The sequence below is a fragment of the Pseudomonas sp. yb_2 genome (assembly GCF_043103905.1).
GTDB lineage: Bacteria > Pseudomonadota > Gammaproteobacteria > Pseudomonadales > Pseudomonadaceae > Aquipseudomonas > Aquipseudomonas alloputida.
The window spans coordinates 149979-174259 of the sequence record NZ_JBICKH010000073.1; the positions used below are offsets into that span (position 1 = coordinate 149979).

At 59.6% G+C, this 24281-nt stretch carries 25 protein-coding genes; 11 read left to right on the forward strand and 14 right to left on the reverse strand.

The genetic code is table 11. The features are described from left to right. Nucleotides 1–169: 169 nt before the first annotated feature. Nucleotides 170–1216: a dienelactone hydrolase gene (locus ACF8FB_RS19050; RefSeq protein WP_010953834.1), complete on the forward strand. Its 1047-nt coding sequence runs from the start codon at nt 170–172 to the stop codon at nt 1214–1216. Here ACF8FB_RS19050 and ACF8FB_RS19055 read toward each other — a convergent pair. The 5 genes from ACF8FB_RS19055 to ACF8FB_RS19075 form a co-directional block, all read right to left on the reverse strand. Beyond that, a complete protein-coding gene (locus ACF8FB_RS19055; protein ID WP_350297784.1) occupies nt 1178–2371 on the reverse strand; it encodes an MFS transporter in 1194 nt (397 codons plus the stop codon). The genes ACF8FB_RS19050 and ACF8FB_RS19055 overlap by 39 nt on opposite strands. Before the next feature lie 242 nt (nt 2372–2613). Then, nucleotides 2614–4200 carry an ABC-F family ATPase gene (locus tag ACF8FB_RS19060; RefSeq protein WP_010953836.1) on the reverse strand — a complete coding sequence of 529 codons (1587 nt, stop codon included), beginning with the start codon at nt 4198–4200 and terminating at the stop codon, nt 2614–2616. Between the two features lie 20 nt (nt 4201–4220). Then, nucleotides 4221–5093, reverse strand: a complete 873-nt coding sequence (locus tag ACF8FB_RS19065) for a tyrosine-type recombinase/integrase (protein WP_392511671.1) — start codon at nt 5091–5093, stop codon at nt 4221–4223. Nucleotides 5094–5428: 335 nt separating this feature from the next. Further along, nucleotides 5429–5737, reverse strand: a complete 309-nt coding sequence (locus ACF8FB_RS19070; protein ID WP_392511672.1) for a Txe/YoeB family addiction module toxin — start codon at nt 5735–5737, stop codon at nt 5429–5431. After that, nucleotides 5703–5987: a type II toxin-antitoxin system Phd/YefM family antitoxin gene (locus ACF8FB_RS19075; RefSeq protein ID WP_010953840.1), complete on the reverse strand. Its 285-nt coding sequence runs from the start codon at nt 5985–5987 to the stop codon at nt 5703–5705. Before ACF8FB_RS19075 ends, ACF8FB_RS19070 begins: the two co-directional genes overlap by 35 nt. Nucleotides 5988–6579: 592 nt before the next feature. Between ACF8FB_RS19075 and ACF8FB_RS19080 the strand changes: the two genes are divergently transcribed. Both ACF8FB_RS19080 and ACF8FB_RS19085 read left to right on the forward strand, forming a co-directional pair. Continuing rightward, nucleotides 6580–6909, forward strand: a complete 330-nt coding sequence (locus ACF8FB_RS19080) for a hypothetical protein (RefSeq protein ID WP_061405633.1) — start codon at nt 6580–6582, stop codon at nt 6907–6909. A gap of 86 nt (nt 6910–6995) precedes the next feature. Beyond that, the gene (locus tag ACF8FB_RS19085) at nt 6996–7253 is read left to right on the forward strand and encodes a hypothetical protein (protein ID WP_020189883.1); all 258 of its coding nucleotides are present in this window, start codon (nt 6996–6998) and stop codon (nt 7251–7253) included. A 71-nt stretch (nt 7254–7324) separates the two neighbouring features. On the opposite strand, the gene ACF8FB_RS19090 is transcribed toward ACF8FB_RS19085, so the two are convergent. Further along, nucleotides 7325–7990, reverse strand: coding sequence for an SOS response-associated peptidase (locus ACF8FB_RS19090; RefSeq protein WP_392511673.1), 666 nt, complete (start codon nt 7988–7990; stop codon nt 7325–7327). 119 nt (nt 7991–8109) lie between these two features. Then, nucleotides 8110–9480 carry an HD domain-containing phosphohydrolase gene (locus ACF8FB_RS19095; protein ID WP_198747055.1) on the reverse strand — a complete coding sequence of 457 codons (1371 nt, stop codon included), beginning with the start codon at nt 9478–9480 and terminating at the stop codon, nt 8110–8112. Between the two features lie 198 nt (nt 9481–9678). Between ACF8FB_RS19095 and ACF8FB_RS19100 the strand changes: the two genes are divergently transcribed. The 5 genes from ACF8FB_RS19100 (at nt 9679) to ACF8FB_RS19120 (ending at nt 15091) form a co-directional block, all read left to right on the forward strand. Beyond that, nucleotides 9679–10677 carry a cytochrome-c peroxidase gene (locus ACF8FB_RS19100; protein WP_010953843.1) on the forward strand — a complete coding sequence of 333 codons (999 nt, stop codon included), beginning with the start codon at nt 9679–9681 and terminating at the stop codon, nt 10675–10677. After that, a complete protein-coding gene (locus ACF8FB_RS19105) occupies nt 10674–12488 on the forward strand; it encodes a DAHL domain-containing protein (RefSeq protein WP_392511674.1) in 1815 nt (604 codons plus the stop codon). The genes ACF8FB_RS19100 and ACF8FB_RS19105 overlap by 4 nt, the downstream gene beginning before the upstream one ends. Next, nucleotides 12485–13888: an ATP-binding protein gene (locus ACF8FB_RS19110; RefSeq protein ID WP_049586148.1), complete on the forward strand. Its 1404-nt coding sequence runs from the start codon at nt 12485–12487 to the stop codon at nt 13886–13888. Before ACF8FB_RS19105 ends, ACF8FB_RS19110 begins: the two co-directional genes overlap by 4 nt. Nucleotides 13889–14045: 157 nt before the next feature. After that, nucleotides 14046–14459: an alternative ribosome rescue aminoacyl-tRNA hydrolase ArfB gene (arfB, locus tag ACF8FB_RS19115; RefSeq protein WP_104962882.1), complete on the forward strand. Its 414-nt coding sequence runs from the start codon at nt 14046–14048 to the stop codon at nt 14457–14459. A 266-nt stretch (nt 14460–14725) separates the two neighbouring features. After that, a complete protein-coding gene (locus ACF8FB_RS19120) occupies nt 14726–15091 on the forward strand; it encodes a histone-like nucleoid-structuring protein, MvaT/MvaU family (RefSeq protein ID WP_014591145.1) in 366 nt (121 codons plus the stop codon). Between the two features lie 141 nt (nt 15092–15232). Here the strand turns inward: ACF8FB_RS19120 and ACF8FB_RS19125 are convergent, their stop codons facing one another. Beyond that, nucleotides 15233–16615, reverse strand: a complete 1383-nt coding sequence (locus ACF8FB_RS19125; RefSeq protein WP_392511675.1) for a PLP-dependent aminotransferase family protein — start codon at nt 16613–16615, stop codon at nt 15233–15235. Nucleotides 16616–16736: 121 nt separating this feature from the next. Here ACF8FB_RS19125 and ACF8FB_RS19130 point away from each other — a divergent pair, with 121 nt between their 5' ends. Beyond that, nucleotides 16737–17603 (forward strand): DMT family transporter, encoded by an 867-nt coding sequence (locus tag ACF8FB_RS19130; protein ID WP_392511676.1) that lies wholly within the window; start codon nt 16737–16739, stop codon nt 17601–17603. A 112-nt stretch (nt 17604–17715) separates the two neighbouring features. Here the strand turns inward: ACF8FB_RS19130 and ACF8FB_RS19135 are convergent, their stop codons facing one another. The 3 genes from ACF8FB_RS19135 to ACF8FB_RS19145 form a co-directional block, all read right to left on the reverse strand. Then, the gene (locus ACF8FB_RS19135; RefSeq protein ID WP_010953850.1) at nt 17716–18192 is read right to left on the reverse strand and encodes a nuclear transport factor 2 family protein; all 477 of its coding nucleotides are present in this window, start codon (nt 18190–18192) and stop codon (nt 17716–17718) included. 53 nt (nt 18193–18245) lie between these two features. Further along, nucleotides 18246–18812, reverse strand: a complete 567-nt coding sequence (locus ACF8FB_RS19140; RefSeq protein ID WP_010953851.1) for a TetR/AcrR family transcriptional regulator — start codon at nt 18810–18812, stop codon at nt 18246–18248. 125 nt (nt 18813–18937) lie between these two features. Continuing rightward, a complete protein-coding gene (locus ACF8FB_RS19145; protein WP_392511677.1) occupies nt 18938–19828 on the reverse strand; it encodes a LysR family transcriptional regulator in 891 nt (296 codons plus the stop codon). Nucleotides 19829–19933: 105 nt separating this feature from the next. Between ACF8FB_RS19145 and ACF8FB_RS19150 the strand changes: the two genes are divergently transcribed. Together ACF8FB_RS19150 and ACF8FB_RS19155 are read left to right on the forward strand one after the other, a co-directional pair. After that, nucleotides 19934–20941 carry a zinc-binding alcohol dehydrogenase family protein gene (locus tag ACF8FB_RS19150; protein ID WP_392511678.1) on the forward strand — a complete coding sequence of 336 codons (1008 nt, stop codon included), beginning with the start codon at nt 19934–19936 and terminating at the stop codon, nt 20939–20941. A gap of 114 nt (nt 20942–21055) precedes the next feature. After that, nucleotides 21056–21442: a putative quinol monooxygenase gene (locus tag ACF8FB_RS19155; protein ID WP_010953854.1), complete on the forward strand. Its 387-nt coding sequence runs from the start codon at nt 21056–21058 to the stop codon at nt 21440–21442. Nucleotides 21443–21551: 109 nt separating this feature from the next. Here the strand turns inward: ACF8FB_RS19155 and ACF8FB_RS19160 are convergent, their stop codons facing one another. Genes ACF8FB_RS19160 through ACF8FB_RS19170 form a run of 3 tightly spaced genes read right to left on the reverse strand, consistent with a single transcriptional unit; the run spans nt 21552 to nt 24247 of the window. Further along, on the reverse strand, nt 21552–21695 hold the full coding sequence (locus tag ACF8FB_RS19160; protein ID WP_061405635.1) for a hypothetical protein: 144 nt from the start codon (nt 21693–21695) through the stop codon (nt 21552–21554). Nucleotides 21696–21751: 56 nt separating this feature from the next. After that, nucleotides 21752–22663 (reverse strand): magnesium transporter CorA family protein, encoded by a 912-nt coding sequence (locus ACF8FB_RS19165; RefSeq protein WP_392511679.1) that lies wholly within the window; start codon nt 22661–22663, stop codon nt 21752–21754. Nucleotides 22664–22666: 3 nt separating this feature from the next. Beyond that, nucleotides 22667–24247, reverse strand: coding sequence for a RimK family alpha-L-glutamate ligase (locus tag ACF8FB_RS19170; RefSeq protein ID WP_020190206.1), 1581 nt, complete (start codon nt 24245–24247; stop codon nt 22667–22669). Nucleotides 24248–24281 lie beyond the last annotated feature (34 nt).

The following is a 24281-nucleotide window of genomic DNA, read 5'->3' on the forward strand; positions in this document are numbered from 1 at the left end:
CACGTGAAAACCTTGACCTGCATCTATGCCACGGGTTCGACGCAATGCGCAAATGCACAGGGTGCAGGCGCAGCTTGCATGACGGCGGTTTCATCCAGTTTTCATCCGGCACAACGCCGGCCGGTTTTATGCTGGGTTATCCCTTCGTCCTGCAAGGAACCGCTGGCCGATGACCCTTGCACGCTGCGTGTTGGCGCTGGTCCTGCTCGGCGGCCTGTTGGCCCGCGCCGAGGCCGCGCCGTGGGTTGCCGGCCTGCACCTTATGACCTTGACCGACCCGGTCGATAGCCGCCCGATGCAAGCCCTGGCGTTCTACCCGGCCGTTGGCAAAACCCGTATCAGCCGTATAGACGGGTATCCCGTCGACGTGGCCGAAGAGGCGCCCGTCGCCATGGGGCGATTCCCGTTGCTGGTACTGTCTCACGGCAATACGGGCAGCCCACTGGCCTTGCATTACCTGGCCACGTCGCTGGCGCGGCAAGGGTTCGTGGTGGTGGCGGTGGTGCACCCGGGGGACAACGTGCGCGACCACAGTCGCCTTGGCACCCTGAGCAATCTTTATGGACGGCCGTTGCAAGTCAGCGCGGCGATCACCGCAGCGCGTGATGATGCAGTGGTCGGGCCTTATCTGAATGACGGCAAGGTGGGTGTGATCGGCTACTCGGCCGGCGGAGAAACCGCGTTGATCCTGTCTGGCGCACGCCCCGACCTGGAGCGTCTGCGTCAGTACTGCCTGGAGCGTCCGCATGACGCAGACGCCTGCAAGACCCACGGCATACTGATTGCCGACCGCAGCGAACTGGCGCCCGAGACCGACCCGCGAGTGGGGGCGGTCATGTTGATGGCGCCGCTGAGCCTGTTGTTCGGGCGCCATGCGCTGGCCGGGGTGCAGGTACCCGCACTGATCTACAGTGGCGACAGCGATCAGCTTGTGGCCGTAGACCGTAATGCCGAGGCCCTGGCCCGCAAACTGCCGGTCACACCGGACTACCGCCTGTTGGCCGGTGCCGGGCATTTCGTATTCATGGCCCACTGCGATGCCGAGCAGTACGCGCGAATGCCGGCGCTGTGCAAGGACGCCGACGGCGTCGACCGCCGGTATATCCATCATTCGCTGCAGCGAGAAACGGCAGCGTTCTTCAGCCAGGCGCTGGGGTCGCCAGCGCCGGCTGAGCGTTCAGCTGCGACGGGCGCGCCGCGCCAGCCACAACGTTAGGCCGACCCCGGCCAAGGCGAGCAGGGCAGCCACGCAGAAGATCGAGGCATACCCCAGGTGTACCGCCACGGCGCCCATCACCGGGCCGGCAATGGCCAAGGCCATGTCGAAGAACACAGCATAGGCACCCAGCCCTGCGCCGCGGCTGCTGCTGGGGACTTGCTTGATCGCTTCCACGCCCAATGCCGGGTAAACCAGCGACAGCCCGAAACCGGTCAGCCCGGCGCCAACCAGCGCCCAGGGCGGCGAGGGCGCCAGCCACAGAAGGCTCAGGCCGAGCACTTCGGTGGCCATGCAGGCGACCGCCACGTTGTACCCACCAAAGCGGTTGACCGCGTTGACGAACAGCAGCCGCGAAATGATGAAGCACACACCAAACGCACTCAGGCACCAGGCCGCGCCGGCCCAGCCGCGCTCGAGGTAATACAGGGTGACGAAGGTGGTCAAGGTGCCGTAGCCGATCGAGGCCAGGGTCAAACCCAGGCCACACGGGGCAACCCGGCCGAACGCCGACCAGAAGGGCAGGCGCTCGCCGCGTACCACGACCACGTCGGGGCGCTTGCGAAGCACCAGCAGGGCAAGGGTTGCCAGCACCAGCAAAGCCGGCCCCAGCACGCTGAAGTCCAGCCCGTCCACGGCCAGAACGCCAACTGGCGCACCGATGGCGATCGCGCCATAGGAGGCGATACCGTTCCACGAGATGACCCTGGCAGTGTGTTCGGGGCCGACCTGGCTGATGCCCCAGCTCAAGGTGGCCACGCCGATCAGCCCTTGGGCGATGCCCAGCAGCAAGCGTCCACCGAGCAGCAGTGCCAGGCTCAGCAGCGGCAAGGTGAGGGTCCAGGCTGACAGCAACGTCAACACCCCGCAACCGGCAATCCCCAGCAGGCCAAAGCGGATGGCCTGTTTCCCTCCCAAGGTGTCCGCCACCCTCCCTGCAAACGGGCGGCTCAGCAGCGTGGCCAGGTACTGCAGGCCAATGGTTACACCGGCGATCACTGCGCCAAAGCCGAGTTGGTCGTGCACATAGCTGGGCAGCACCGCGATCGGCAGGCCGATGCAGAGGAACGCAATGAAGGTATAGAAAACGATCGACAGGATCTGCAGGGTGATGTGCAGGGTGTTACTGGCGGGGGCAGGTTGTTGCGCGGTCATGGGCTCTTTCGCGGGCGGGCGGTTGGGCGTGGTCCCATCATGGCCGTTGCGCGAAGGAAAAGACAGCAGGCTAACGAATTATTCGTCGGGCCGTGCCGGTAGGTGGGATGGGGATGTACTCTTCGCGGGCTTGCCCGCTCTCCCAAGGCCCCACAAGCGTCCAATACCTGTGCGGTCCCTGTGGGAGCGGGCAAGCCCGCGAAGAGGCCCGGCCATCCGAGATGGCCAGGCCGTCCGATCAATCAGACCAGCACACCCTGGCTACGCAGGTAGTCGTCGTAGGTACCGCTGAAGTCCACCACACCATCGGCCGACAGCTCGATGATGCGCGTGGCCAGCGACGACACGAACTCGCGGTCGTGGCTGACGAACAGCAGGGTACCCGGGTAATTTTCCAGCGCCAGGTTCAGCGCTTCGATCGATTCCATGTCCAGGTGGTTGGTCGGCTCGTCCATCACCAGCACGTTCGGCTTCTGCAAAATCAGCTTGCCGAACAGCATGCGACCTTGTTCACCACCGGAAATCACCTTCACCGACTTGAGGATCTCGTCGTTGGAGAACAGCATGCGCCCCAGGGTGCCGCGGATAACCTGCTCACCAGAGGTCCACTGGCCCATCCAGTCGAACAGGGTCATGTCGTCTTCGAAGTCGTGGGCGTGGTCCTGGGCGTAGTAGCCCACTTCGGCGCTGTCGGTCCACTTCACCGAGCCCGCATCCGGGGTCATCTCGCCGACCAGGGTGCGCAGCAGGGTGGTCTTGCCAATACCGTTGGGGCCGATGATCGCAACGCGCTCGCCCGCTTCGACGGTGATGTCGAAGTTCTTGAACAGCACCTTGTCGTCGAAGGCTTTGGCCATTTTCTCGACCACCACCGCCTGGCGGTGCAGTTTCTTCGCCTGTTCGAAACGAATGAACGGGCTGACGCGGCTGGACGGCTTGACCTCGGCCAGCTGGATCTTGTCGATCTGCTTGGCACGAGAAGTGGCCTGCTTGGCTTTGGAGGCGTTGGCCGAGAAGCGGCTGACGAAGGTCTGCAGCTCGGCGATCTGGGCTTTCTTCTTGGCGTTGTCCGACAGCAACTGCTCACGCGACTGGGTGGCCGCGGTCATGTACTCGTCATAGTTGCCCGGGAACAGGCGCAGCTCACCGTAATCCAGGTCAGCCATGTGGGTGCAGACGCTGTTGAGGAAGTGCCGGTCGTGGGAAATGATGATCATGGTGCTGTTACGCGCCGTGAGGATCGTTTCCAGCCAGCGGATGGTGTTGATGTCCAGGTGGTTGGTCGGTTCGTCGAGCAGCAGCACGTCCGGGTCCGAGAACAGCGCCTGGGCCAGCAGGACACGCAGCTTCCAGCCCGGTGCCACTTCGCTCATCGGGCCGAAGTGCTGCTCCAGCGGAATACCCAGGCCCAGCAGCAGTTCACCGGCGCGGGACTCGGCGGTGTAGCCGTCCATTTCGGCGAATTCGGTTTCCAGCTCGGCGACGGCCATGCCGTCTTCTTCGGTCATTTCCGGCAGCGAGTAGATACGGTCACGCTCGGCTTTGACTTTCCACAGCTGGCCGTGGCCCATGATCACCGTGTCGATCACGGTGAATTCCTCGTAGGCGAACTGGTCCTGGCGCAGCTTGCCCAGGCGGGTATTCGGCTCGAGCATGACCTGGCCTGCGGACGGCTCCAGGTCACCGCCGAGGATTTTCATGAAGGTCGACTTGCCGCAACCGTTGGCGCCGATCAGACCGTAGCGGTTGCCGTTGTTGAATTTGACGGAAACGTTTTCGAACAGCGGCTTGGAGCCGAACTGCATGGTGATGTTAGCGGTGGAGATCAAGGAGCTTACCTATCAATAACTTACGTGGCTTCTTCGCAGCTACGGACCAATTTCGGACCAATTTGGAGCTTTTCCAGCTCCTGCCAGTCGTTGGACGAGTTAATCCAGCGCGCATAAGTCGATAAGAGCATCTGCACGCTATGCCCGAGCTGTTGGGCGATAAATGCGGGATTGAGACCAGACATTAAGCATATTGTCGCATAGGTGTGGCGGCAGTTATACGGGGGGCGGTACCTGATCCCTAAACCTTTCAGGATCGGCCGCCACTGGTGGTGCAGGTCCGAGGTCTGCTTGACGTGCTCTCCATTCTTCCCGGGCGGGAAGACGAACGGCGATTCAGTGAATTGCCCTTTGCCCTGCCTGCGGCGCTCAGCGTACTGCTTGGCAAACTCCAAGGCGTGCAAGGCCCTGTCGTTGAGTAGCACAAATCTATCCTTCCCCGTCTTTGTCCGTTCCTCCACAACCCCCAGTGCAATCGTTCTTCGAACGTGGGCGGTCTTTTTGGCCGTGTCGACCGCATCCCATCTCAATGCCAGACCCTCGGACAGACGCAGAGGCCTTAACTCAGCGTCTTTGAAATGGCCCTTGCGCTGGCCATCCCCTTCAAGCATCCGGCCCACCGGGTAGTCGACATATTCCAAGACGTTCACGTTGTTGACTGCGCACAGATGAAGATACCAAAGCTTGTGGCAGGCCGAGATCGAGGCCAGCAACATGTCTTCAGGGTTCCAGCGTTCAGGGTTCCCGCGAAAGGCTGGGTCGGCAGAGCCAAGGATAGGTGCCTTGCCTGGAGCCTCCACGTTGAAGTCTCTCTGGTACGCCGTGTAACTGGCAGTACCTTCACCCGTGTTACCTATCCAATTTACGGTGACAGCGTAATGGTGTTCTTTCATGGTCACTCCTGCTCAATTGTTTCGGGCATGACGATTCCTTGGCCGTTCTTGCGACCGGCCTGTGCTTTAATGGGCGATTGTTGAAATGGATTTTCCTAGCGAGGGATAACGCTTATGTTTGCTGTCGGAATTGCGCTTCTTGCCGTTGGATTAGGCACTTCAAATCCTGGGCTCTGGATACCGGGCGCCGCGCTCATGGCTGCCCGCATCGTGAAACGAGCACGCAGCTGACCCCTTGGCCGCCCCGTTACAAAAGGACCGCGCGCGTCCATTCGTTTACCGACCGCCCCTTTGCCAGGGGCGGAGGCGGCTCGCGCACAGCACAGTACAGTGCTTTAGTCGTCGTAGTGGTAGCGGCATTGCAGAACGGTGAGCATACCGGCCTCGAAGAAGTAGACCAGGCGGTGCTCACGGGTGATGCGGCGGGACCACAAGCCAGATAAATCGCCTTTCAGCGGCTCAGGCTTGCCAATACCCGTGAAGGGGGTGCGTAGGCACACGTCAATTAGGCGGTTGATGTTGCCGAGGATGGTGAGGTCGGCATTCTGCCAGTGACAGTAATCCTCCCAGCCCTCCTTGGTGAACTTCACGCTTACCTTGTCGCGGTCTTCATTCTTGTTCCGCTGCTTCTGGTTCTTGCTCATTGAGGTCCAGTTCCTTCGTCAAGGCCTGGCCGTCCCGGAGCTGAGCGATGGATGAGCGCAAGCGCGAAGCGTTTTTGGACGATCCCAACAGGTGAATGGTCTCGTTCATCCCGTTGTAGTCCTCCAGAGACATCATCACTACGGGTTCGCCACGCTGTCGCGTGATTACGGCGGGCTCATGGTCCCGGCAAACATCATCCATTGTCTGCTTCAGTTCGGCGCGAGCCTGGCTAAAAGTCAGTACGTGCATTTGTCCATCCTCCAGGCTCTGCCCGGGTAAGGGTTGCTCTTTGGACCGCCACAGGTGACGCCCAAAGTTCTAAGAAAGTGAAGCCTGTCGACCCGCACGGCGGCTCCGTATTGACTCACCGTGTTCTCTCAGCTGGATCAGAATCGTCATTCCAGTAGCCACAGGCCACAGGTGTCCAGATGGATCCAGCCGTCGCTGGCAAACGCAGCCATTGTACCTAACGTTGTACAAGGCAGTAAACCGACTTTCGGATTAGGGCTTGGTATGCCGTACGGCCTTCAGCTAGCGCCGCCTGATACCCCAATGCCCGAACAAATCTGCAGCCAGGCGGTATAGAGCACTCAGTCGGCGAAAGTGGGTACTTCCCATTCCGATTTTGAGCGTTCCGAAAGGATGCTCAACAGTCTGGCGGCGCACCTTCATCTTCCCCGGATCATGCTCCAGTCGAATGAAGGGGGCTGGTGGTGCGATCACGGCTGTTAAACGAAAAGCAGCTGTAAAAAAATGTAACACACACCTTAAGCAGTGGATTCATTGGAACAGCTGTGTATTCTGTCTCTCCAGTCAAGAATATGAGTTCTAGGTCCGTTCCATGCGTAATCGCGGTAAAATCTATTGGGAATGGGCCAATTCTGCGTTGCATTCCCGCAACTACGATGAGCGCCTTCCCTGCGGCACTTTAATCAACATCCAAGCCCGACTCTCACTTGAAAACGTCACTCAACTTTTCCTGGGTATCTACGGGAAAAAAGGCGTGCTCTTGCTCGAAGAGGTACACCCTGACTGCCGTGGACAGAAACTGTCCGCGGCGATGGCCTGGGCGCTCGAGCGTGCTCACGACTGGGTCGCCAAGGCGTTTCCTGTGCCCAAAGCACCAGGGCCTGAACCACTCCCGCGCAGAGGCTCGCGTCTTCACGGATAACGATGCAGGGAAAACGGAACGCTCGTCAGATCGCTTGAGTCGTATCTCCATCAAAAGCGCATTGAGGCGCCCAGTTGGAGAAAGTGATGAGCCTTCAGTCCACCAGTCATGACCTTTACGTGCATTCCTACCTTGGTTACCAGGCATCGATTTACGTGCTGTGGGAGTCGAGCGTCGAATTTCCCACGGGGATGTTGGTCGAGGTAGGGAAGCCGGGTGCAACGGCGCGAACCCTGCGTGTGAGTCGACCATTCTCCTCTTCGACAGAAGCCATTCTCGAAGGGAAGGTTATGGCTGAACAGTACGTGGAAAGTCAGAAAAGCGGAGCTTGTGCTGCCAGGTGAGTTCGCCGAGGTCTGATCGGACCCACCGCAACCACGGGCAGGTCGACCACCTGCGAATCTGTGCAGCCGCTTCACTGAAGCGGCTCTATCAGCTCAGCGCCTTGATTGCGAACATTGCCAATGGCTGTGCTCACTCGATACCACTCGAAGGCCTCGGCTGGCTCGCCCAGGTTGAGCGCCATCTGCTCGGCTTGTTCGCCCGGCGTCGCGGGTTGCATCCACTCACGCGCAAGGTCTGGGGCCAAAACCACTGGCCTGCGGTCGTGCACATCTACCATTCCGCCCTGGGCATCGGCCGTAATGATGACGAACCCGTCATGCTCGCTGCCAGCGAACTGGCCGATGCTGGCGCAAAGGGAAGGGCGCCCGTCCCGGCGTCGGATGTAGTACGGCTGTTTCTTCGGTCCGCCTTCATCGACCCATTCATACCAGCCGTCGATCGGCGTTATGCCTCGGTGCGGCCAGATCGCCCGGAAGAAGGGGCCGTGTGCCACCTTTTCGACCCTGGCGTTGATCGGCGCGGCACGGTCGGTCGCCCAATGCGGTCGCCAGCCCCATCTCACCAGGTCCGCCCGCGGGCCTGCTTCATCCACTCGCAAGAGTGCCACCGGCGTGGTCGGCGCGACGTTGTACCGGCCAAGTGGCTGGTCGCCGACGTTGTTCCGCCAGGCCTCTGGCAGGCTCAGGGTTTCGACAAAGTCGTGTATGCCTCGGTACTGACTCAACCTTCCACACATGCGCGGCCCTCCTGCCAGAGCAAGCATAGCGCTTGGGTGTATCGCCGGTGTGGAGGGGCGACGGCGTGCCGTACGCGCAGTCCTGGCGGTGCAGGGCTGAATGAACGCCCCACCGCCATTCAGCACGGCGCCAAGTCTGATCTTCCAGGCGTTATAGGCTCGTTCGAGGGGACCCGAACGAAAATGCAGTACTTACCACCCTCCATCGATTCAAAGGCCACCAGCTTTTCCACCAGCGCGGCGCTTAAAACCTTGCCGGCGTTAAGCAGCAACATGCCGTTGTCGGCGTTCAGGTTGCGCGCAAGCACCATTCCCGGCGCCAGGTCACGGGTGGTACACACCTGGACTTCAGGGTCCACCAGGGTGAGATCGCTGTGGAACGAGGCGCAAACCTGGACGAAGTCCTCAAGGAGTGCTGGGTCATACAACCGGCCGGCGTACTTGCGCAGGTAGAGCAAGGCCTCGTCACTGTTCATCTGCCGTTCAAGAATCAAACCCCGTTGCAGCTCAACGAAGTCCACGGCCAGCTTGAGCAAGCGAGCGCCGAACGGGATAGCTTCACCCTTGAGCCGGTCGGGGAAACCGCTGCCGTCCCAGTGCTCCTGGTGATGCAGGATCAGGCGCGCGGCATCTTTCATGGGCTCAAGGGTCATCAGCAGCGCTTCACTTTGGCGTGGGTAGTCGCGATAGCGGTCGCGGTCGCTGTGCATCAACTGGTCCGAAGGGGCAACGATCATGCTATCCGGCCAACTCAATTTGCCTATGTTGTACAGCGCCGCAGCCATGGCCAGATCGCGGCTGATCGCCTCGTCCAAGGCGTGGACCCTACAGTAGCAACGCACCAGTTCGATGATCTGTCGATTGGTCTGCTTGGCTGGAGGCAGCCGCAGATTAGCCAACATCGAGAACACTTCAGTCCCGGTCACATAGCTGTGTTTCAGTTCTTCATAGGCCAGATCGAGCATGTCAGCGGTCTGCTGCAGCTCCGCAGTACGGGCTGCAACGCGTTTCTCCAGGTCGTTATTGAGCAGTCTCAACTGGGCGTTCTGCCGACGTGCCAGCAGCTCCAGGCGTTGGCGCTCGCGTTCGGAATGCTGGTGCTCCAGGGCCTGGCGCAAGGTCAGTAGCAATTCGTCGTCGTTCCAGGGCTTACTGATGTAACGGTGGATCTGACCGTCATTGACGGCCTTGATGATTGCGCTCGGGTCGGCGTAGCCGGTCAGCAAGATCCTGACGGTCGATGGGTGATGCTGATTGATCTGTGCCAACAAGGTGGCGCCGTCCATACCAGGCATGCGCGCATCGCTCATCACCAGGTCTACCGGGCCCTCGGCCATCTGCGCCAGTGCCTGTTCGCCGCTGGTCGCCAGCTTCACGTCATAGGGTTGGCCACGCAATAGCCGACGCAGACTGCTAAGGATCGACTCCTCGTCGTCCACTAGCAACACGGTCGGCCGGTAGGGTGGGTTCGGGTTCGGTTGCACTTCCATGGCAGGCCTCACGCGGTCGATCGATGGAGGCACTCGAGCTCAACGAGCGCTTAGGTCAAAGGCTAGATCATTTTTCCGCGACAGGTGTCGGAGCAAGGCGTGGCGGGTGGCAGGCAAATTGTCTGGAAGGCATCTAACCTGACGGCATGGCACCACCTTTCTGTATATCCGTAAGCCCAGGGAAAAGGATTCTCCCGGATGTTCGCGCAGACAACCTGTCGTTTTCGTTCCGTTCTTCACCCGCAGCGCTTGCGACGTTGCCTGAGCCTGTGGGTGCTACTCGTTCTGAGTGTGGACAGCGGGGCCGAGCTGCTGGACGAGCCGCTCAAGCCACTGCCTCCGATTCCCGCTCTGGCACCTGGGCGTGTCGAGCTGGGCCGCCAGTTGTTCAACGATCCGCGGTTGTCGCACAACGGCACACTGTCCTGCGCCAGTTGTCACCGTCTGGACACGTACGGGGTCGATGGCCGGGCGTTCTCCATGGGTGCAGATGGCCTGCCACTTGCGCTCAATACGCCAACGGTACTCAATGCCAGCCTTAATTTCCGGCAGTTCTGGGATGGCCGGGTCGAGTCACTCGAGGAGCAGGGGGATGCCGTGATCACCAGCGCTCACGAGATGGGCGGAGACTGGCGCGTGATCGAGCAGCGCATCGCCGCAGACGTGCGTTACCGCCAGGCGTTCGAGGATGCCTACCCGGACGCGGTGACAAAGGACAACATCCTCAGCGCGTTGGCCGATTACCAAAGGACGCTTCTTACCCCTGGCGCACGTTTCGATCGCTACCTGCAGGGCGATACCGAGGCGCTTACCCTGGAGGAAAAATACGGCTATCAGCGCTTCAAGGACTACGGCTGCATCGCCTGCCACCAAGGGGTGAATATTGGGGGCAACATGTTCCAGAAATTTGGCGTGTTCGGCGACTACATCGCTGACCGCGGCAACCCCACCGAGGCGGATCAGGGCCGCTTCAACGTGACCGCAGAGGAGGCCGACCGGGGTGTGTTCAAAGTGCCGAGCCTGCGCAATGTGGCGATGACCGCGCCCTATTTCCACGATGGCTCGGCGCCTACGCTGGAGCGTGCGATCGACGTGATGTTCCAGTATCAGCTTGGACGAATCCCAAGCGATGAGGACCGCAGGCTCATCATGCTGTTCCTCAAAACCCTTACTGCTGAAAAGGCGGGTCAGCCATGAGGGTGATTTCCCGGCGTACAAGCCTGATTCTATTCAGCGGGTTGGTCTTTGTACTGGCGTCGATGCTGCTGCACTTGTACCTGAATTCCGGGTCAGAGCAGACCCAGACCTACAACGAATCCCGAGATCTCATTCGTCAGCTCAAGCAACAGGATGCTGTATGGGAAAACGAGGTGCTCAAGGCCCGGGTAGCCGTCTCCCATAACTACGATCCACTTGTGATCCCTCTCAAGGAGATGAAGCGGCTATGGGCACGATTCGACCGCCGGGAAGCCGAGCAAGGGCGCGATGAATCAGACCAGTGGCGCGATGCCCATGACGGTTTTCTTTCTGCGTTCGGGGAAAAGGCTCGGCTCGTGGAGCAATTCAAGTCGCACAATGCCTTGCTGCGAAATTCGTTGGCATTTCTACCCACCGCCGAGGACGGTATTCAGGCCCAGATCAACACCATGCTGGCCCCGAATCGGCAGGAGGTACACGTATTCGTCACGGACACCTATGACCTCTTGCTGAGTGCCCTGGAGTTCGCGCAGGTTACCTCTGTGGAAAGGGCTGCCGAGATAGAGGTGGGGTTAGGCAACTTGGCTGTTAACACGGAGAACCTGCCCAAAGAATTCCAGACGCCCCTCAATCTGTTGAGCAATCACGTGGCGTTGATCCTGCGCGAGCAACCTGTCGTCAACCGCCTGCTCGAACAGATCGAGGCGATTCCGGTTGCCGAGCGCCTGGATACGATCACCAGCCTTTTGGACAGGGATCAACAGCAGGTTGAAAAGATCAACCGTAAAAACCATCTCTACACGTTATGGCTATCAGGCTTGCTGATGTTCTCGGTCATTTGCCTGGCTGCGCTGCTGGTGCGCAGCTTCGCCGAGGTGAGACGGGTCAACAACGCATTGCAAAGCGCCAATGACGTCCTGGAACAGCGGGTCGAGGAGCGCACCCTGGCGCTCCGGAACGCTCAGAGCGAGCTGTTCAACGCCGCGCGCCAGGCAGGTATGGCGGAGATCGCCACCAATGTGTTGCACAATGTGGGCAACGTGCTCAACAGTGTGAACACATCCTCTGATCTCATCGCTCGAACGTTGCGCAGCAGCAAAACCCAGGGTTTGGGCAAGGCCATGCAACTGTTCCGCGAGCATGCCACTGACATCGGTCGGTTTCTCGACGAGGATCCCCGAGGCCGGTTGCTTCCCGGCTACCTCAACCAGCTGACCGAGGCGATTGCCGATGAACAGAAGGAGATGGCGATCGAGCTGGAACGAATGAACAAGAGCATCGACCACATCAAGGAAGTGGTGGCCACCCAGCAATCCTATGCCGGCGCTAAAAATGTGCCAGAGCCGCTGTCGGTCAACGACCTGGTCGAGGACGCGCTGCGCATGAACGCAGGCGCGTTGACCCGGCATCAAGTGAGGGTAGTGCGCGACTTCGCAGATCTGCCTCTGGTGATGGGCGACCGGCATCGGCTGTTGCTGATTCTGATCAACCTGATCAGCAACGCCAAGTACGCCATGTCCGGCCCCGGCAGCGACCCGCGGACGATGATCCTCAGGACGCGCATCGTTGAGGGGGGCTTGCTGGAAATGAGCGTGCTGGACGAGGGCGAAGGCATTGCCCCTGAAAACCTGCAGAAGATCTTTGCCCATGGCTTCACCACGCGCAAGGACGGGCATGGCTTCGGCTTGCACAGTTGCGCCCTGGCCGCCATCGAGATGAATGGTCACCTGACCGCACACAGCGACGGCCCTGGCTTGGGTGCTGTCTTTACCCTGAGGATCCCGCTGATCGCGGTGACGGAGCCTGCATGAGTGACATGATCAATCGCCGGATCCTGCTGATCGATGACATGCCGACTATCCACGAGGACTTTCGCAAGATCCTTGCCCCGGCCAGATCGCAGAACTCTGAGCTGGACGAGATGGAAGGGTTGTTGTTCGGCGAGCAGGTCAAGAACGAACGACCGGTATTCGAACTCGATTCAGCCTATGGCGGTGAGGAAGGTCTCGGCCTGCTGAAGCGTGCGCTGCAGGCCAGCAAGCCCTACGCGTTAGCCTTCGTCGACATGCGAATGCCAGGTGGATGGGATGGCGCTCAGACCATTGAGCACCTGTGGGAAGAGGACCCGCTGTTGCAGGTAGTCGTCTGCACTGCCTACTCGGACTATTCCTGGGATGAGTTGCTCGACCGGCTGCAGGCCCACGATCGCTTGCTGATCCTGAAAAAACCGTTCGACAACATCGAGGTCCAGCAAATGGCCAGCACCTTGCTGACCAAGTGGGAAATGACCCAACGAGCCTCGCTGAAAATGCACCAGCTCGAACAGCGGGTAGAGCGGCGTACCCAGCAACTGACCCAGGCCAGCGAGGCGCTGCAGCAGGAGATCGAGGAGCGCAAGCAGCTGGAAAGCCAACTGGTGCAATCGGAGAAGCTCGCCTCGTTGGGGCAGATGGCCGCCGGCGTGGCGCACGAGATCAACAATCCGATCGGTTTCGTGTCCTCCAACCTGGGCACTCTGGGAGGGTACTTCCAGCAACTGGTAGCGATGCTCGACGCCTATCGCGAGGCCGAACTGATGCTCGGCGCAAACGAAACCACTGGGCGCTTGCAAAGACTTCGTGAGCAGACGGAACTGGAGTTCCTCATGGAAGACATCCCGATCCTCATCAAGGAGTCCAAGGACGGAATCGGTCGAGTGGCGCATATCGTCAAGGACCTCAAAGACTTCTCGCGCGTTGATAGCGCTCAGCAGTGGCAATTAGCCGATTTGCAGCAGGGCATTGACTCCACGCTTAACATCGTCGCGAGCGAGCTGAAACATAAAGCCGACCTGGTAAAACGGTACCAGCCGTTACCCCCTGTCGAATGCCTGCCGTCGCAGATCAACCAAGTGATAATGAACCTGGTGCTCAACGCCGCCCAAGCCATGGGCCCCGAGCGGGGCACCATCACATTGGGCACTGCTCATCAAGGCGCCTGGGTGTGCATCGAAGTTGCAGATACAGGCGCGGGGATAGCACCGGAGAACATCAAGAAAATCTTCGATCCTTTTTTCACCACCAAGCCCGTCGGCCAAGGTACCGGGCTAGGCCTGTCCCTTTCCTATGGCATTGTAAAGAAACACGGTGGGGAGATAACCGTATCAAGCCAGGTCGGAGTGGGAACAACGTTTCGTGTACAACTGCCGGTAAAGCAGAGCGCAACGCTGTGATGGCGCACGCGTGCTACCGCTGGCTGGCATGAAGTGCAGGGCCCCGACGAGGGGAGGGCTCGCTTGGGTCGGCTTGCGCACTGATTCAAAGAACCCTGCATTGTGCTATGGGGGAGCGGCGCAGTCTGTGATAATGGGCAATGACAAGGGCCCTATCATGCTGACTATCTCCAATAACGTGCATCTGCCAGATGCCGAAATCGAACTCACATACATCCGCGCGCAAGGCGCGGGTGGGCAGAATGTCAACAAAGTGTCCAGCGCGGTACACCTGCGCTTCGACATCCAGGCCTCATCGTTGCCCGAGTTTTACAAGGCGCGGCTGCTGGCGCTGCGTGACAGTCGCATCACCGGCGACGGCGTGTTGATCATCAAGGGCCAGCAGTACCGCACCCAGGAGCAGAACCGTGTTGACGCATTGGCGCGTCTTGCCGAGTTGATCATCACCGCAGGCAAGACCGAAAAGAAACGCCGCCCCACCAAGCCGACCCTCGGCTCGAAGACCCGCCGCCTCGAAGGAAAAGCCAGGCGGAGCACTGTCAAGGCGGGGCGGGGGAAGGTGGAGTTCTAGTGTCTGTATGAACAGCGTTGAGACGAAGTTCAGGCAAGGCGAAAACAGCCGAGGAAGCGGAGTTTACGGGTTGTATTTGAGCATTCCGAGGCTGTTTTCAACGCGGCCTTACCGAGTATCAAGGTATTTCATACAGCGCCAAGAAGGAGATATACCCAATGTCGTCGAGCTGACGGTAGATCTTTGCCGCTGATTTTTAATTTTGGTTTGAACTTGAACTGCGTTAGGATTCTCTAAACAGCATCCACGTATTCAGGAGTATGCACATGTCGCGTTTGGCAGAGTTTAGACAGCTTGAACAGAAGTTGGCGGCCCAGTTGGCCGAACTGGAAGCCATGAAAAGCAGCGGTGAGCTTCAGAAAGAGATCGAGTTCGAGACCAAGTTGCGTGACCTGCTAAGCAAATACGGTTACAGCCTGCGCGATATCATCAACATCCTGGATCCTCAGGCCAGTCGCCGTTCCGCAGCTCCTGCGGCTACAGAGAAAGCCCCACGCCGTGCTCGGCAAGTGAAGCAGTACAAGAACCCGCATAATGGAGAGGTCATCGAGACCAAGGGTGGCAACCACAAGCTGCTCAAGGAATGGAAAGCCCAGTACGGGGCAGAAGAAGTGGAATCCTGGGTGTCCTGATTTGTGCTGATGTCGCCCTCATTGCGCTATCTGAAACGCCTTGTTCTTTTTCGAGGAAGCGACAGCGTCGCCTCCTCGAAACAGGGCGTTCATCGTGGGTGGGCGGAATGAGCTGACGTGGTTAAACAGGAAGTTTCGCCACTAAGCGCTCAGTGTCCGTTTCAATACTTCGTAAATTTTGGCATCAGCCGATTGGGCGACATTGAAACGGAGGAAATCACCCGCAGCCATCGACTGGCTGAACGCATTTCCGGGCGCCAGTACTACACCTTCATTCAAGCAAGCCCGAGCCAGCGTTGCTGCATCCTTGCCTTGAGGAAGTTGGCACCAGACGTACATGCCTGACTGGGGCGTTATCCAGGGCTTGATACCAATGGCTTGAAGCCTCGCCACCGTTCTGTCCATAGCCTCTGCCAGCCTGAGGCGAACACTTTCCACGTGTTTCCGGTACCCGCTATCGGTAATCGCCAGATGGATGATGTCCGCGGCCAGGCGGCCACCCCCGAATGTGGTCGCAATCTTGAGATCGACCAGGCTCTCGATCCAGTCACTGCGAGCCGCGATGTAGCCGCATCGAATCGAAGCAGAGATGGTCTTGGAAAAGCTACCGATCTGGATGACACGAGAGAGGCCATCGAAGGCAGACAGCCGTGGCGCTGGCGCATTCTCGAAATCCCCGAAAATGTCGTCCTCTACAATCACCAGGCTGGAGTTGTCGGCCAGCTTCAGCAACCTGTGTGCCGTGACCGGAGACAGGGTAGCGCCGGTCGGGTTGTGGATACCTGAATTGGTTATGTACAACCGGGGAGAATGCGCGAGCAGGGCAGCGCCAAAAGCATCGATGTCCGGGCCCGTCGCGGTGTAGGGAACGCCTACGATGTTCACCCTGTGCGCTTTCAGCAATGCGTGAAAATTGAAATAGCAGGGGTCGTCGACCAGCACAGTGTCCCCCGGCTCCAGCAGAAAACGGCAGATCAGGTCGATGGCGTGGGTGCCGGACTCAGTGAGCATGATCTGTTCAAGAGGGGCTTCGATCCCGATGCCTGGCAGCTTCCGTGACAAGAATTGCCTGAGCGGCAGATGCCCAAGTGGTGAGGCGTACTCCGTCAGTTTCGACGTGTCGGAACGGGCAACGGTGCGAAGCGCTTTGCGCAAGCCGGCTTCGAACATCCAGGAGGCAGGTAGCCACCCGCACCCTGGTTTCAATGCATCGCTAGCGGTGTCAAGAGACTGGCGCGAGATCCACAGCGGGTCCACTTCACGATCAAGCCTTGGGCCGAGTTCGGTGAGTACCAAGGGCGCCACTGGCCCGGCTACGTAAAAGCCGGAGCCAGGACGAGAATTGAGTACACCCTCTGCCATCAACCTTTCATAGGCCTCAAGCACCGTAGAAACCGACACCTGCATGGTCTGAGCCATCGCACGCACCGAGGGAATTCTCGCGCCAGGTGTGTAGGTTCGAGAGGCTATCCGCGACTGGATTTCACCCATGACTGTTCGAATTCGCGTTCCGTCCCGTTTCATCGCACCCTCAACTGTGCTGGAGTCATATGCATAACAGTTTGGTTGAAGTGTATTGGATTGTACATGGCCTGGGTGAGCCTGTCGGTGATGTACTGAGCCTTGGCTTATCGAGGACTTACCGATGGAAAAATCAGCAAGCGGGTGGATCAACGGTTTCATAGGCGTCGCCATCTTTGCGGGTTCGTTGCCGGCAACCCGAGTGGCAGTGGCCGACTTCGAACCGACGTTCCTCACCTGTGCCCGGGCAACAATTGCCGCCATGCTGGGCGCACTTTTTCTGATCGTGCTACGCCAGCCTCGACCCAAACGGCGGGATTTGTCGCCCTTGGCCGTAACAGCGCTCGGCGTTGTTATCGGTTTCCCGCTACTGACAGCATTTGCCCTTAAGCACATAAGCTCTGCTCACTCCATTGTTTTTGTCGGGCTCCTGCCATTGTGTACTGCAGGATTTGCGGTTCTGCGGGGCGGTGAACGACCTCGGCCATTGTTCTGGCTGTTCTCGTTGACAGGTGCCGGGTTGGTCGCTGGCTATGCGTTGATGAATGGAGGCGAGGCGTCGGCGGTGGGCGATCTGCTGATGTTGGCTGCGGTTGTGGTCTGTGGGTTGGGCTATGCCGAAGGAGCGCGCCTCTCGCGGACATTGGGTGGTTGGCAGGTGATCAGCTGGGCGTTGCTGGTAGCGTTGCCGTTCATGCTGCTGCTGACGGTGGTCAATCTTCCAGCCCCTGATGACTTTGCCAGGGTAAGTGCCCCTGCGTGGTTCAGCTTTGGCTACGTTTCACTGTTCAGCATGCTGATCGGGTTTGTGTTCTGGTACCGAGGGCTCGTCCAGGGGGGGATTGCGGCAGTGGGCCAATTGCAACTCTTTCAGCCGTTCATGGGGCTTGGGCTGGCAGCGTTGCTTCTGCACGAGCATGTCAGCTGGACGATGCTGATCGTGACGATGGGGGCTGTCATCTGTGTTTACGGGGCCAGGAAATATGCCTAAGCACAGCGACGTGCCCAGTCAAACAGCTGGGTATAGCCCCCGCCGTCTGCCCCCGGGCTGGGTTGCACAAAACACCTGATCCTTTATGTAAAAGGATCAGGTTTAACCTGACTTACAGGCCCAGTTCAGTCAGCCCTGGGTGATCATCCGGACGGCGACCCAGTGGCCAGTGGAACTTGCGCTCGCTTTCCTTGATGGGCATGTCGTTGATGCAGGCGAAACGGCGGTGCATCAAGCCATCGGCTTCAAACTCCCAGTTTTCGTTGCCATAGGAGCGGAACCAGTTGCCCGAATCGTCGTGCCACTCGTAGGCGTAACGGACCGCGATGCGGTTGTCGGTGAAGGCCCAGAGCTCTTTGATCAACCGATAGTCCAGTTCTTTCTTCCACTTGCGAGTTAGGAAGTCCCGAGCTTCTTCACGGTTGTTTGCAAACTCGGCACGGTTACGCCATTGGGTGTCCACCGTATAGGCCAGCGCAATCTTTTCGGGTTCGCGGGTATTCCAGCCATCCTCAGCGAGTCGGACCTTTTCAATCGCCGATTCGCGAGTGAAAGGAGGAAGTGGCGGACGAGTGTGTTCGTTGGACATGGTGGTGCCTCCAATCTTTTGGATGGTTCAGTTGGGTGGGTATTTCTTTAACTTTAAGCGCTTGCGCGCTGCACGTCCTTGAGCAAGACCTTTGCGATTTCCCGCGCACTGTCGAGCGCGGTGTGATCACCCATGACGTGGGCCACGGTTATGGTGCCCTCTATAATCAAAAGGAGTTGCTTGGCCAAGCCAGTCGGATCGTTAACACCTAATTCGCTGGTCAGTTCTAGCGTGTAGTCCAGCAGCTTTTGTTTATGCAGTTTTGCGATCTGTCGAACAGGATCGTCTGCGTTACCCACCTCTCCGGCGGTGTTGATAAAAGCACATCCGCGAAAACCGTCTGACTCGAACCAACTTTTGAGGGCATCAAAAATGCCAAGGATGCGTGCTTCTGGTGTTTGCGCTTTTTCGCATTCACTTCTGAACCACGTCATCCAGCGTATATCGCGTGCATTGAGTGCCGCCGCTGCTACGTCGTCTTTATTCGCAAAATAGCGATAAATACTCTTACGGGCGACGCCCGAGGTCTTTACCAAGAGGTCCATGCCCGTGGCGTGAATCCCGTTTTCGTAAATAAGCTTCTCGGCAGTCGCCAGGATTTTTTCGCGTGTATCGGTCATTGGCTTATCCATGTAGCCAGAGTAGAACGATCGTTCTCCCTGGTCAAGCAGCGCTTGAAATTATTCGATTGCGTGCAAGCGGGGCGCCGGCGTGCTTTCGATCAGAGTGGCTGGCTTCGCGCTGATCAGTCGCGCTCCAGTTCGGCGAAGCGGCTGGACAACCAGGCGTGCAGGTGCCTTACCGCAGGCGACAGCTGCTTGCGGTGCGGGCACACCAGGCTCAGTGGCATGGCGGGCCCGGGGTGATCCTGCATGAGCACGACAAGTCTTCCCGCCAGCACATCGTCGCTCACATCCAGCCAGGACTTGTAGGTTATCCCTTCGCCGGCCACGGCCCAGCGCCGGGCGATATCGGCGTCGTCGCAGAGCAGGGCGCCACGCACTTGGACGGTCTGCGTTCCCAGTTGCCACTTGTCGTAGACCCGCCCCTGCTGCATGTACAGCAGGCACTGGTGTTCGAGCAGATCTTCAGGGGCTTGGACGGTGCCTTGCCGCGCCAGGTACTCGGGCGAGGCCACCAGCACCTTGCGGTTCCAAGGTGCCAGTGGCAGGGCTATATAGTTGGCGTCGGCGTTCAGGCCATAGCGGATGGCGATATCTACCGGATCGCGAAAAAGATCGGCGATCTGGTCGGAGAGAAACAAGCGCAGGTTCAACTGTGGATGCTCTCGGCGAAACGCCGTGAGCCAGGGCAGCAGCACGTTGCGCCCCAGATCGGAGGGCGCGGCCACCTGCAACGTTCCGCTGAGCTGGGCGCTTTCCTGACGCAGGTTGTCGCGCCCGTGCCTGAGGGCTTCCAGGGCGATCAGGGCCGAGGGCAGGTACTGCTCGCCTTCGGCTGTGAGGCGCAAGCTGCGCGTGGTGCGGGCAAACAATCGCACATCCAGTTCACGCTCCAGGCGCTTGACTGCCTCGGCTGCCTGGCCAGGTAGCAGGTCGGCCTCGTGGGCTGCCGCGGTAAAGCTGCCCAGCGCAGCGCTGCGAACGAAGATACCCAGGTCGTCGAGACGGATCATTATCACTCCTGCAATGAAAGTGTTGACGGGCAGGGCCCGTTTTTCCCGGACGCCTGGCACGCCAGACTCGATGCCAAATCAAACCACATTCAGCAGTGAGTGCCTATGAAAGCGATCAGTTTCATCCACAAAGGCTTGCCTATCGAAGACCCTGCGTCTCTCCAGGACATCTTCATGCCCAAGCCCAGCCCTGGGCCCAGGGACCTTCTGGTCGAGGTCAAAGCCGTGTCGGTCAACCCCGTAGACACCAAGGTACGCGCGGGAACTTTCACGGGAGAGCCGAAAATACTCGGCTGGGACGCGGCCGGTGTCGTCCGCGAAGTCGGGCGCCAGGTGACCCTGTTCAAGCCCGGAGACCAGGTGTACTACGCCGGCTCCATCGCCAGGCCCGGCAGCTACAGTGAATATCACCTGGTTGACGAACGCATCGTCGGGCATCAACCGCGCAGCCTGGGTGTGGCGCAGGCAGCCGCGCTGCCGCTGACGGCCATCACCGCCTGGGAACTGCTGTTCGATCGCCTGGGGATCGCGGAGGGCGGCGGGGAGGGCGATGCCCTGCTGATCGTTGGCGCTGCCGGTGGCGTCGGTTCGATGCTGGTGCAGTTGGCCCGGCAACTGACCCGCCTGACGGTTATCGGCACGGCCTCCCGCGCCGAGACCAGCAACTGGGTACGCGAACTGGGCGCCCATCACGTCATCGATCACAGTGCGCCGCTGCAAGGGCAGCTGCAGGCCTTGGGGATCGAGTCGGTCAGCCATGTCGCCAGCCTTACCCATACTGATCAACACTTTGCGCAACTGGTTGAAGTGCTGCGACCACAAGGTCGCCTGGGCGTGATCGACGACCCGCAGACCCTGGACGTCATGCCGCTCAAGCGCAAGTCGCTGTCGCTGCACTGGGAGCTGATGTTCACCCGCTCGCTTTACGAAACCGACGACATGGTGCGCCAGCACGAGCTGCTCGAGCGCGTGGCCGGGCTGATCGATCAAGGCATCCTGCGTACCACCTTGGGCGAGCATTTCGGCGCCATCAATGCCGCCAACATGCGCCGTGCCCATGCGCTGGTCGAGAGTGGCAAGGCGCGCGGCAAGATCGTCCTGGAAGGCTTCTGAAACCTGTTTGACAGACAACGGCGGACCGGTTGATCCGGTCTGCCATGAGCATGCTTGAACGAACCGTGTTTCTCCGCGCCGCGCACATTCCCGGCGCTACGCCCGGTGAAACTCATGCACACATTGAAGCAGGCAATACCGCGCCTGCTCTTTGCCACTGATCAGGAGCTTTATGTGAACCGACAAGACTACCCCCTCGTTTCCCTCGCCATCCTCAAGGCCAAGCCAGGCCAGGCACCAAAGCTGAAAGCGGCCTTGCTGGCATTGATCGAACCGACTCGGGCGGAGCCCGGCAACCGCGACTACATGTTGTTCGAACGCAGCGACGAGCCTGGGACGTTCTACATGCGCGAGGCGTTCGACCACCAGCAGGCCCTGGACGCGCACCTGACCACCGCTCATTTCCAGCGGTTTGCCGAGCAGGCCGAACAGCTGTTGGCGGAGCCCTTGCAACTGATCTTCCTTGACCCGGTGTCATCTGTCGTTGCGCCCTGTCCCTGAGGCAGGCCAGGCAATGCGACCCGCCCTGGGGCACTGTTACCTCGACCGATGTGGATGGCTGTTCTCGAGCACGTTGGCGCCAGTTTGCGAGTGGGTCGCCATTTCACTTTCAAGGACGCCGCTGAACTTTGGTTGCCGGCTGCTTGATGCTGGGTTCCTCTGAGCGTACGGCGCGGTGTTCAAACAGGCTTATCAGGGTGCCTGTGATTGCAATCAGCGCCAGCATAAATAATCCGATGTCCGAATTTTCCATGGTCTCGTCCTGCGGGTTGATGGGTACAGGTTGACACTATTTCTTGGCACGGCGGGTCATGCCATACGCCGTAAAGCCACGGCCATGGCCCCGCCAAGTACCGCCATGGCCAGCAGCAGCGTGGGGAACGTCAACCACCAGGGCATGCCGGCGGTCATCATGCTGAACTCCGACATGCCGCCGATGCTGGCGAGCAGGTTCAAGGGCAGGAACACCACATTGATCATGGTCAGGTTGCGCAGCGCGTGGTTCATGCCGTTGTTGGCCAGGTTGCCGCGGGCCTCGATCAGGTTGGTAAAGACCTGGGCATGGATCTTCGCCTGCTGGTAGCTTTGCTCGTTTTCGATGATCAGGTCATTCAGCATTTCCAGTTGCTCGGGCCCGAAGCCGTGTTTCTGGCCATGGCCGCGCAGCAGGGCTAGCACGGCGCCATTGCTTTGAATGGCGTTGACGTAATACACCAGGCTTTCGCTAAGGCTGTACATCTGCACCAGGTGCTGGTTGTCCATGGACCGATCGAACTGCAGCTGGATTTCGCGGGCCACCTGCTTTACCACCCGCAGGTGGCCCAGGTAGTGATGCACGCTTTCAGCCAGCATCGCCATCAGCACATCCAGTGGAGTACTCATGCCGGCCTGCCGGTCTACCCCGGCGAGTAGCGAGTTGGCGGCGCAGATCACCACCAGGCGCTTTTCGCTGAGTACAACGCCGAATGACGAGACATTGAATACCCGGCCATCGAAGCTTTCCGGGCGCTTCCAGATCAGGAACAGGTGATCTGGCTTGATCTCGATACGCGCCACTTCATCCGGGTCCAGGGAGGACTCCAGCGACTGGGCACTGACCCCCAGGCACTCGCACAACCGGGATTGCTCCGTTGCGTCCGGCGCGACACACAACCAGACGCTGGCTCGTTCCTCGGGGGCTTCCAGGAGGGCACCGTCTACGGCGAGGTAGTATTCGATCATCGTTTACCAGGCCTGGCCGAGGTGTTTACGTTCAAGCCGCTGCACGAAAGCCTGCAGCACTCGCTGGTAAAGCGCGTTACCCAGCACGGCGTCTTCGGTGCCGGCATCGAGGTTGGGGTTGTCGTTGACTTCGATCACCAGTACACGGTCGCCGGTCTGCTTCAGGTCCACACCGTACAGCCCTTGCCCGATGAGCCTGGCAGTGTCGACGGCCAGCTTTACGACTTCGGGTGGTGCCTGTTCCACCGGGACCGCGCGGCACAGGCCGTTGACTTCGCCGGCCTGGGCCTTGTGGTTGTAGATTTGCCAGTGGCCCTTGGACATGAAGTACTGGCAGGCGTAAAGCGCCTCACCGTTGAGTACGCCGATACGCCAGTCGTATTCGGTGTAGCAGTACTCCTGGGCCAGCAGCAGTACCGAGTGTTCGAACAGCTCCTGTGCCGCCGAGGCCAGTGCCTGGGCGTCGGCGACCTTGATCACGCCTTTCGAGAAGCAGCCGTCGGGAATCTTCAACACCAGCGGAAAACCGAGGCGCCGGCCCACGAGTTCGAGTTCCTGCGGGCGGTCCTTGTACAGGATCTCCGTGGCCGGTGCGCCGAGGTTGTGGCGTTTGAGCAGATCGGCGAGGTACACCTTGTTGGTGCAGCGCAGGATGGAGGAGGGGTCGTCGATCACCACCAGGCCTTCGCTTTCGGCCTTTTTGGCAAAGCGATAGGTATGGTCGTCCACCCGCGTGGTCTCCCGAATGAACAAGGCGTCAAATTCGGCCAGGCGTGCATAGTCCTTCTTTTCGATCAGCTCTACATCGATGCCCAGCTGTTTACCGTTTTCGATGAATTGCTCCAGCGCCTCAGGATTGGACGGTGGCAGCGCCTCGGCCGGGTCATGCAGAATCGCCAGGTCGAACCGCGCCAGGCGTTTGGAGGCGGGCTGACGCCACGTCCGGCGGTTGAAGGCATCCAGCGCGTTGGCAAACAAGTACTGCTGCTCATCCCGCAGTTTGTGCAGCGCGCCGGCCTTGATCCCATCGATCTGCCAGGTATCACGCCTGCGAAACTCCACCAGCAAGACAGGGCAGGGGAACGACTCGAACAGCTGTCGACCGATATCCTGAAGGGGTTCAATGGCGGTCCGCCCGAAATACAAGGTGAGGGTGAAAGCCTCGGTGCTGCCATAGGGGTGATCGGCCAGGGCTCGCTCCAGCGTGCGTTCCAGGTCATCCAGCCCCACGCCATAGAGCGCCTTGCGGGTGAGCTCGCTGATGGTTCGCACCGACGGGAACACCTTGTGGCCCCGTGCCTCGGCGAGCAGCGAGCAGTAGTAGCCTTGCCCCAGATACTTGTAGCTGCGGCACAGGTTGATTACCTGCGTACGCCTCGCAACGTCGTCGCTGTGTTCAAAGTAATCCTGGGCCAGCATCAGGCTCTCGCTGGGAAAGTAGCTGGCCCAGTCTTCCTTGCGCTCCACCACGATCAGCAAGCGGTTACCGGCGCTCCGCTTACTGGGTGGCTCCTCGGAGAGGGTTATTGTGGAAACTTCGGTTTTGGCCAATACTTCGGCCACGTTGGCTTGCACCGCTGACATGAGTATTCGATCCCTGTTGAAGAAGACGCCCCTT